General features: G+C 64.0%; 3 protein-coding genes. 1 reads left to right on the top strand and 2 read right to left on the bottom strand.

Going from position 1 to position 3,599, the window contains the following annotated elements:
• Both VF515_16155 and ltrA read right to left on the bottom strand, forming a co-directional pair.
• The coding region (locus VF515_16155; protein HEX7409163.1) for an IS1380 family transposase at window positions 1–183 on the bottom strand (183 nt) is incomplete at its 3' end.
• Between the two features lie 54 nt (window positions 184–237).
• Window positions 238–2,016, bottom strand: coding sequence for a group II intron reverse transcriptase/maturase (gene ltrA / locus VF515_16150; GenBank protein HEX7409162.1), 1,779 nt, complete (start codon window positions 2,014–2,016; stop codon window positions 238–240).
• Window positions 2,017–2,736: 720 nt separating this feature from the next.
• Between ltrA and VF515_16145 the strand changes: the two genes are divergently transcribed.
• On the top strand, window positions 2,737–3,381 hold the full coding sequence (locus VF515_16145; protein HEX7409161.1) for a DUF4386 family protein: 645 nt from the start codon (window positions 2,737–2,739) through the stop codon (window positions 3,379–3,381).
• Window positions 3,382–3,599 lie beyond the last annotated feature (218 nt).

The raw sequence follows: 3,599 nt of genomic DNA, 5'->3' as shown, positions 1-3,599 counted from the left end.
CGCCTTGGCAGGCAGCGTCAGTTGCGCGGCGACCAGCTGCGGGAGCCCGCACTGCTCCGCCAGCGCGACCACCGGCCCGAGCCCCGCGCAGGACACCAAGTTCGGGTCATCGAACACCGCCGACTCGACGTGGCAAACTTGGTCGGGTAGCCCCGACGCATTGCTGCGCCGGGGCCCCCTCAGAACCGGACGTGCGACTTCCACCGCATCCGGCTCAAGCAAGCCCTTGAGGCGTGGTCAGGTTCTGCGAAGCTTCCGCGCGGCTGTCGCGGCTGGTTGCCGGGAGCAGTGCGCGTGCAGGAGACAGTTCGTGGTGGCGTCGTCCGACGTGTCGGCTGGGCCGGGCGTCCGTGTGGCGGTGAGCGCTTTCACGCGCAGGGCCTTGCGGGTCGCCTTGATCCACTGTTCCCACTCGTGTGGGTCTTGTGGTTCATGATCGGCAAGTAGCAGCAGGTCCCCGCATGCTGGGCAGCGTCCGTCCTGCGCGGCAAGTAGCCGCGCAGTCGGAGCAGTCAGCGGCAAGGGCCGTTTGCGTCGTCGATCGGCCCAGTAGTCGGTGAGGGCCGGATCGTCGGGAGACGACGTGCCCATCACCATCCGGTGCCGGACGATCTTCGTCCAGTCGAGCCGGCGGAGATAGGTGCCGCTGTCGCGGTCACCGAAGATCCACCGGTTCTGTCTGGCCTGGTTGAACTTGCCGAAGTAGCGGGCGATAACCCAGTGCTTCGACTTGTTCGGGTGGGAGCGAAGCGCCCACCGGTAGGTGAGCTGCCACAGATGATCATCAACTGTGGTGAACACCTTCTTCGACACCACGCTCCGGTAGTAGGCCGCCCAACCCCGAATGATCGGGTTGAGCCTGATGATCACCATCGAGGCGTTGCTGCCCCGCAGGGAGCGCACCTCGGTGGTGAGCCGTTCCCGGAACCGTCGCACGGCCGCCGTGCTCGGCTTGATCAGCAGCTTGCCGCCGTAACGGCGGACGTTGAACCCGAGGAAGTTGCATCCCTCGTCGACGTGAACGATGCGTGTCTTGTCCACGTTGAAGGACAGGCCCCTGGGTTCGAGCCACCGAGCGAGCCGGAGCCAGACCTGTTCGGCCTGCTCACGGGTGTGGCACATGACAAGAAAATCGTCGGCGTACCTCACCAGCGCAGGAGTACCCGCCACCGTCTGGGCACCATCGGTGCCCAGCTTGTAGTAGCGGACCCCGGCTGCGGCCTCCATCCCATGCAAGGCGATATTCAGAAGCAACGGGCTGACTACCCCGCCTTGCGGGGTGCCCTCCTCGGACGGGGCGAACCGGCCCCGCTCGACCACGCCTGCCTTCAGCCATCCCCGGATGAGTTCCCGGGCTGGGAACGTTCCGACGCTGTCAAGAAGATGATCGTGATCGATTCGGTCGAACGCTGCTGTCAGGTCGGCGTCGAGAATCCACTGCCGCTTGGCATTCCTGCCGTTGAGCGTCCAGTAGATCGCCTCGATCGCGTCGTGGCAGCCACGGCCCGGGCGAAACCCATAGGACCGCGGTTCGAACCGTGCCTCCCACTCCGGTTCCAGCGCGTTGACGACACAGGCTTGCAAGGCCCGGTCGCGCAGCACCGGGATGCCGAGCGGACGCTGTTTCCCATTCGCCTTCGGGATGTATATCCGCTTGACCGGACGGGCCTGCCAGGACGGATCTCGGCGGTGAACTTCCACCGCCAGTGCCGTCTTGGCCGCAGAGGTCAACGCGACCTCTCCGTCGATGCCCGCCGTCGCGCGGCCTGCATTGCGCTCGGTGACCCGCCGCACGCTGACCAGCGTGTTAGCGCGGGACCGGAGCATCAGCTTTTGCAGATTGCGGACCCGTTTGAGGTCCCCAGCCTGCGACGCCGTGAAGATCCGTTGACGCAATCGCCGTACGTCCTGTTCGACTCGACGCCACTCAACCTCGTCCCAGTCACCGAGAACGTCCTCGGGTCCGTTCACCAGGTCGGCGTCGTCGACGGCAGGCGCCGATCGATCCGCCGTCATGGTGTCCAACTTGTCCCTCGGTTCTGTCCGTTGTCGTCATCGTCGCTGCACAGGCTCACCCGACCCACGTCAGCACTCTTTCGAGTCCAGGCATCAGCCCGGTATCCGATCGGTTATGCGGGGCGGTCAGCGAAGGTCTGACCATGCTGCCCCGGGTTTCCCGCTGCCTTTCGGCCATCGGCGTTCGCTTCTCGGGTCGTCCTGCGCCCGCTGAGGAATTGGGCCTTCCTCACGGTCGGCTTACCAACACCGCGCGACAGCACGGCGCCGGACCTCATCGGGGTTGTCACGTTCCGCTTGCCTGAGACTCGACCGGGTAGGGCGCCCTCTCAACCCCGGGAACGGAGGTATCCACGCGACCGGCAAGATGCCACCGGTCGCCTCCTGCCGCTTCACAACGGCCAGCTCCTGCTACCCCGATACGGCAACCGTCTTGCGGGGCTCACTCTGACGAGGCGTCGTCAAGGGTTCAATCGCGTTCGCCCGTTCGGTCTTCTCCTCGCCTGTGGATCACGGACGGAACACGATCCCTTGGGCTTGAACCCCGAGCTTCGCACCCCGCCGTTACCGGCAGAGCACGTCAGGGCGGAGACAGGTCTCGGACACTGACCTGGGGCTACGTCACCGACCTCACCGCCGATCCCTCAAATCGACGAGCCCACTCAACGCAAGCGACCTCGTGTCGCACCATCCCGCGGGTGCCCTTCTGTCCGGTTGGTTGTGACTATCGATAAGCCACATCCTCCCAGCTCAGAAGGGCATTCGTGCGTCACGGCTCGCGCTCAACACACACTTTCGCGGTGCATCCAGGCTGATCCAGGCAAGACCGTGGCTCTTATTGCGGACAACCAGGGCGCCATGCGCGCATTCAACGAAATCATCTTCTTGGCCTTCGGCGTGGCCCTGATCTTCCTGTCACGGGCTCTATATGAGCGATTGAAGGCTGGCTCAGCTGTGCTGGCTCAGGCGGCGACCATCTTCACGCTGATCTGGGCCGTCCTGGTCATTGTGGTCGGCACACTCTCAATCAACGACTTGAGCACAGTCGTCAAACTCCATGGCGAGAATCCGGCTCAAGCTGCGACGGTCTGGTTGACGCTCGACTCTGTGGAAACCGGTTTGGGCGCACGCGGCGGGGAAACGATAGTTAGCGCCTTATGGTTTCTACTGCTGAGTTGGGCGGCCTTGCGGTCAAGGGCGCTTCCCAGGCTGCTGATCTACCTTGGCGTGGTGACCGGTGTAGCAGGCATCCTCTCGGTTCTGGTTTTGACTGCCCTCGAGGCTGTTTATGGATTGGGTCTCATCATCTGGTTCGCTTGGCTCGGGATCGTCATGCTGCGCAGGAGCCCTGTCTCAGCGGCGTAAAGACCCGCCACTGGGGCACGCCCCGGGCACCTAGGTCTCGCCCGCAGCCCTAGGCGGGCTTGCCTGCGAAGTAGGTGCGCTTGACATATAACCGGGGAGATCCACCGAGTCACTATCTGGCGCAAGAGCTGTTGACTACTCACATGCACGAGCCACTTCGCAGTCAGGAGACGCGCCCTCATCAAGCAAATGAGTGCGTTTTCGCGATCACCAGAGAT

It is taken from the genome of Candidatus Binatia bacterium (assembly GCA_036382395.1).
GTDB lineage: Bacteria > Desulfobacterota > Binatia > HRBIN30 > HRBIN30 > JAGDMS01.
This window is presented reverse-complemented; position numbering and strand designations above follow the sequence as displayed.

Coding starts and splice junctions, on each gene's coding strand:
- ltrA (HEX7409162.1), bottom strand. CDS start 2,016: ATGACGGCGGATCGATCGGCGCCTGCCGTCGACGACGCCGACCTGGTG.